This window comes from Kitasatospora sp. NPDC056783 (assembly GCF_042789895.1).
Classification (GTDB): domain Bacteria; phylum Actinomycetota; class Actinomycetes; order Streptomycetales; family Streptomycetaceae; genus Kitasatospora.
This window is the reverse complement of record NZ_JBHUAF010000502.1, coordinates 1-5,037: the sequence shown is the minus strand read 5'-3', so window position 1 is coordinate 5,037 and position 5,037 is coordinate 1. Positions and strand designations below refer to the sequence as shown.

Below are 5,037 nucleotides of genomic sequence, written 5' to 3'. Positions count from 1 at the left end.
GGGGGGACCCTGTGGGAGAGTAGGACGCCGCCGAACAATTATTGTGAATGAACCCCCATCCGGTTTCCGGATGGGGGTTCTTCGCGTTTCCGGGGAAAACCCGGATCCGAGTGGATCGCCAGAACGGCCGCGTCAGGCGCGATCAGGGCGCCGGGACGCTCGCTTCCCCGCCTGTCCCTTGTCTACGCCCGTAGCACCCCTTCACGGCCCTCCTGAAGGGCCGTGAGACCTCATTCGGACCGTCAATCCCCGGGCTTGCTGCTGGTGATGACGGCGAAGACGGCTCCGTGCGGGTCGACCAGCTGGGCCAGCCGGCCGACGCCGTGGACGTCCATGGCCGGGATGCGGACGGTCGCGCCGAGCGTGGCGGCGATGGCGAGGCTGGCGTCGGCGTTCGGGACCTCGAAGTAGGGGAGCCAGTGCGAGGTGGTGCCTCGGGCGGTGTGTTCGGGGCCGAGCTGCATGATGCCGCCGTGGGCGTCGTCGGTGCCGCCGCCGGCCGGGGTGAGGACGGTGTACATCACCTCGCCGAGCGGGACGTCCTGCTCCTGCCAGTCGAAGACGGCGCGGTAGAAGGACTTGGCGCGCTCGGCGTCGATGCTGTAGCACTCGGTCCAGCAGAGGCTGCCCTCCTCGGTGACGAGGTCCAGGCCGCGGGTGTCACGCGGCTGCCAGACGGCGAAGTCGGCGCCGGTCGGGTCGGTGTAGCCGGCCAGCCGGCCGGCGGTGAAGACGTCGAAGGGGGCGAACCGGACCCGGCCGCCGGCCTGTTCGACCAGGGCCGTGGTGCGGTCGGCGTCCACGGTGGCGAAGTAGAGCGTCCAGCCGGGTGAGGCGTCCTCGTCGGGGAGCGGGCCGAGGGCGGCGACGGTCCGGCCGTCGAGTTGGAAGAAGCCGTACCCGCCGGCCTCGGGACCGGCCGAGTCGAAGGTCCAGCCGAACAGCGCGGTGTAGAAGTCGACGGACGTCCGGGAGTCCGGGCTGCTCAGGTCGAGCCAGACCGGGGAGCCGGGGCGGAAGTCGGTGTTGAGCATGGCGGCACTGCTCCTCGGACGGGGCCCGGGCGGGCGCGGTCGACGACGGGTCCCCCTCGGTGCCTCCCAGCCTGGCACCTCGGCGGGGGCGGTGCACGGCAGGGGCCGCGGCCGCCGGGCGGGTGGACCTGTCGGGGACGGGCGGTACGGTGCGTAGCGGAATGTTCCACCCGTACCGGTCGAAGGGGGTCCGGTGAGCAGGCAGACGGCGCAGTCCGGACAGCAGGTGCCACGCCAACTGGCGCAGGTCGAGGGCGTGCTGGAGCGGATCACCTACGCCAACGAGGAGACCGGCTACACGGTGGCCCGGGTGGACACCGGCCGGGGCGCGAACGACCTGCTGACGGTGGTGGGCGCGTTGCTGGGGGCGCAGGTCGGCGAGTCGCTGCGGCTGCACGGGCGCTGGGGCTCGCACCCGCAGTACGGGCGGCAGTTCACGGTGGAGAACTACACCACGGTGCTGCCCGCCACCGTCCAGGGCATCCAGCGGTACCTGGGCTCGGGGCTGATCAAGGGGATCGGGCCTCGGTTCGCCGAGCGGATCGTGGAGCGCTTCGGGGTGGACACCCTGGAGGTGATCGAGAACGAGCCGGGCCGGCTGATCGAGGTGCCGGGGCTGGGGCCGAAGCGGACGAAGAAGATCGCGGCGGCCTGGGAGGAGCAGAAGGCCATCAAGGAGGTGATGGTCTTCCTCCAGGGGGTCGGGGTGTCCACCTCGCTGGCTGTGCGAATCTACAAGCAGTACGGCGACGCTTCCATCGGGGTGGTGCGGAACGAGCCCTACCGGCTGGCGTCGGACGTGTGGGGCATCGGCTTCCTGACGGCGGACCGGATCGCCCAGGCGGTGGGCATCCCGCACGACAGCCCGGAGCGGGTGAAGGCCGGTCTCCAGTACGCGCTGTCGCAGAGCACCGACCAGGGGCACTGCTTCCTGCCGGAGGAGCGGCTGATCGCGGACGGGGTGAAGCTGCTCCAGGTGGACGTCGGGCTGGTGATCGACTGCCTGGCGGAGCTGGTGGCGGCCGAGGGCGTGGTGCGCGAGGCGGTCCCGGGGGAGGGCGGCGAGCCGGTGACCGCCGTGTACCTGGTGCCGTTCCACCGTGCGGAGATCTCGGTCTCCAACCAGCTGCTGCGGCTGCTGCGTTCGGAGGAGGACCGGATGCCGTGGTTCGGGAGCGTGGACTGGCCGGTCGCGCTGGAGTGGCTGGCGAAGCGGACCGGGGCCGAGCTGGCGCCGGAGCAGGAGCAGTCGGTGCGGCTGGCGCTGACCGAGAAGGTCGCGGTGCTGACGGGCGGTCCGGGCTGCGGCAAGTCGTTCACGGTGAAGTCGATCGTCACGCTGGCGCTGGCGAAGCGGGCGAAGGTGGTGCTGGCGGCGCCGACCGGCCGGGCGGCGAAGCGGCTGGCGGAGCTGACCGGGATGGAGGCCTCGACGGTGCACCGGCTGCTGGAGCTGAAGCCGGGCGGGGACGCCGCGTACGACCGGGACCGGCCGCTGGACGCGGACCTGGTGGTGGTCGACGAGGCCTCCATGCTGGATCTGATTCTGGCGAACAAGCTGGTCAAGGCGGTGCCGATGGGCGCCCACCTGCTGTTCGTGGGGGACGTGGACCAGCTGCCCTCGGTCGGTGCGGGGGAGGTGCTGCGGGATCTGCTGGCCGAGGTCGGGCCGGTCCCGTCGGTGCGGCTGACCAGGATCTTCCGGCAGGCGCAGCAGTCCGGGGTGGTGACCAACGCGCACCGGATCAACGAGGGCAGGCCGCCGCTGACGGACGGTCTGGCGGACTTCTTCCTGTTCGCCGAGGAGGACGCGGAGCGGGCGGCCGGGCTGACGGTGGACGTGGTGGCGCGCCGGATCCCGCGGAAGTTCGGCTACGACCCGCGCCGGGACGTCCAGGTGCTGGCGCCGATGCACCGGGGCCCGGCCGGGGCGGGGAACCTGAACACGCTGCTCCAGGCGGCGGTGACGCCGGCCCGGGAGGGGCTGGCCGAACGCCGTTCCGGCGGTCGCACGTTCCGGGTGGGGGACAAGGTCACCCAGATCCGCAACAACTACGACAAGGGGCGGAACGGCGTCTTCAACGGCACAGTGGGAGTGGTGACCGCCCTCAGCGTGGACGACCAGCGGCTGACGGTGCTCACCGACGAGGACGAGGAGGTGGAGTACGAATTCGACGAACTGGACGAGCTGGCGCACGCCTACGCGGTGACGATCCACCGCTCGCAGGGCAGTGAGTACCCGGTCGTGGTGATTCCGGTCACCATGTCCGCTTGGACGATGCTCCAGCGGAACCTGCTCTACACCGCTGTGACCAGGGCCAGGAAACTCGTGGTGCTGGTGGGGTCACGCAAGGCGATCGGACAGGCTGTCCGGGCCGTCAGCGCAGGTCGGAGGCATACCGCACTCGACCACCGGCTGACAGCTGGATGATTATCCAACGCGATGGTTGCCTCTAATGTTCTCTTGACGTGAAGAGATTTACGGCAGAGCCTAGGGTGGGTGCCGATCTTGTCCGGTTCGTACCGGCTGCGGCGGCAGGTTTTGTAGGGGAGGGCCCTATCGGGCCACCCCGGGTGCGCGGCTGTCCTCCGGATGGGGGATGGTAGAGGCAGTCAGGGCACCTTGGAAGAGGATTCATTTCGTCGGTGAGGAAGACGTGAGCGACAACTCGGTAGTACTGCGGTACCAGGACGGCGAGTACGAGTACCCCGTCGTCGAGAGCACTGCGGGCAACTCCGGCTTCGACATCTCGAAGCTGCTCCCGCAGACCGGCCTGGTCACCCTGGACAACGGCTTCGGTAACACCGCCGCGTACAAGTCCGCGATCACCTTCGTGGACGGTGACAACGGCATCCTGCGGTACCGCGGCTACCCGATCGAGCAGCTTGCCTCCGATGGCGGCTTCATCGAGACCGCGTACCTCCTGATCAACGGCGAGCTGCCCAGCGCGGACCAGCTGGCGGAGTTCAACCGCGAGATCACCCAGCACACCCTGCTGCACGAGGACGTCAAGCGCTTCTTCCAGGGCTTCCCGCGGGACGCCCACCCGATGGCGATGCTGTCCTCGGTGGTCGGCGCGCTGTCCACGTTCTACCCGGAGAGCCACAACCCGTTCGACGCGGGCCAGCGCCACCTGTCGACCGTCCGCCTGCTCGCCAAGCTGCCGACGATCGCCGCGTACGCGTACAAGAAGGCGATGGGCCAGCCCTTCGTCTACCCGCGCAACGACCTGAGCTACGTCGAGAACTTCCTGCGGATGACCTTCGCCGTCCCCGCCGAGGACTACGAGCTCAACCCGGTCGTCGTCAACGCGCTGGACAAGCTGCTCATCCTGCACGCGGACCACGAGCAGAACTGCTCGACCTCCACCGTGCGCCTGGTCGGCTCCAGCCACGCCAACCTGTTCGCCTCGATCTCGGCCGGCATCTCGGCCCTGTGGGGTCCGCTGCACGGCGGCGCCAACCAGGCCGTGCTGGAGATGCTGGAGAGCATCCAGAAGGACGGCGGCGACGTCGACGCCTTCATCACGAAGGTGAAGAACAAGGAAGCCGGCGTCAAGCTGATGGGCTTCGGTCACCGGGTCTACAAGGCGTTCGACCCGCGCGCGGCCCAGGTGAAGCTGCTCGCGCACGAGGTGCTCAGCCAGCTCGGCAAGAGCGACGAGCTGCTCGACATCGCGCTCAAGCTGGAGGAGCACGCCCTCAAGGACGACTTCTTCATCTCGCGCAAGCTGTACCCGAACGTGGACTTCTACACCGGCCTGATCTACCGCGCCATGGGCTTCCCGACCAGCATGTTCACCGTGCTGTTCGCCCTCGGCCGGCTGCCGGGCTGGATCGCCCACTGGCACGAGATGATCAACGACCCGACCAGCCGGATCGGCCGTCCGCGCCAGATCTACACCGGCACCGAGATCCGCGACTACGTCCCGCTGGACGCCCGCTGACCGGAGCGGAGCCGATCACCGGCCCGCGCGGAAGCTGAGAGGGGCCCGGCCGCTGT

Annotated in this window: 3 protein-coding genes; 2 read left to right on the top strand and 1 reads right to left on the bottom strand. The window is 69.5% G+C overall.

The genetic code is table 11. From position 1 onward, the window contains the following. Positions 1–242 precede the first annotated feature (242 nt). Positions 243–1,034, bottom strand: a complete 792-nt coding sequence (locus ACFRMQ_RS37925) for a VOC family protein (protein ID WP_380735426.1) — start codon at positions 1,032–1,034, stop codon at positions 243–245. 193 nt (positions 1,035–1,227) lie between these two features. On the opposite strand from ACFRMQ_RS37925, the gene ACFRMQ_RS37920 reads away from it, so the two are divergent. Next, a complete protein-coding gene (locus tag ACFRMQ_RS37920; RefSeq protein ID WP_380735425.1) occupies positions 1,228–3,465 on the top strand; it encodes an ATP-dependent RecD-like DNA helicase in 2,238 nt (745 codons plus the stop codon). A gap of 226 nt (positions 3,466–3,691) precedes the next feature. Next, entirely contained in the window at positions 3,692–4,981 is a 1,290-nt protein-coding gene (locus ACFRMQ_RS37915; protein WP_380735424.1) for a citrate synthase, read from the top strand. The last annotated feature ends 56 nt before the right edge of the window (positions 4,982–5,037 follow it).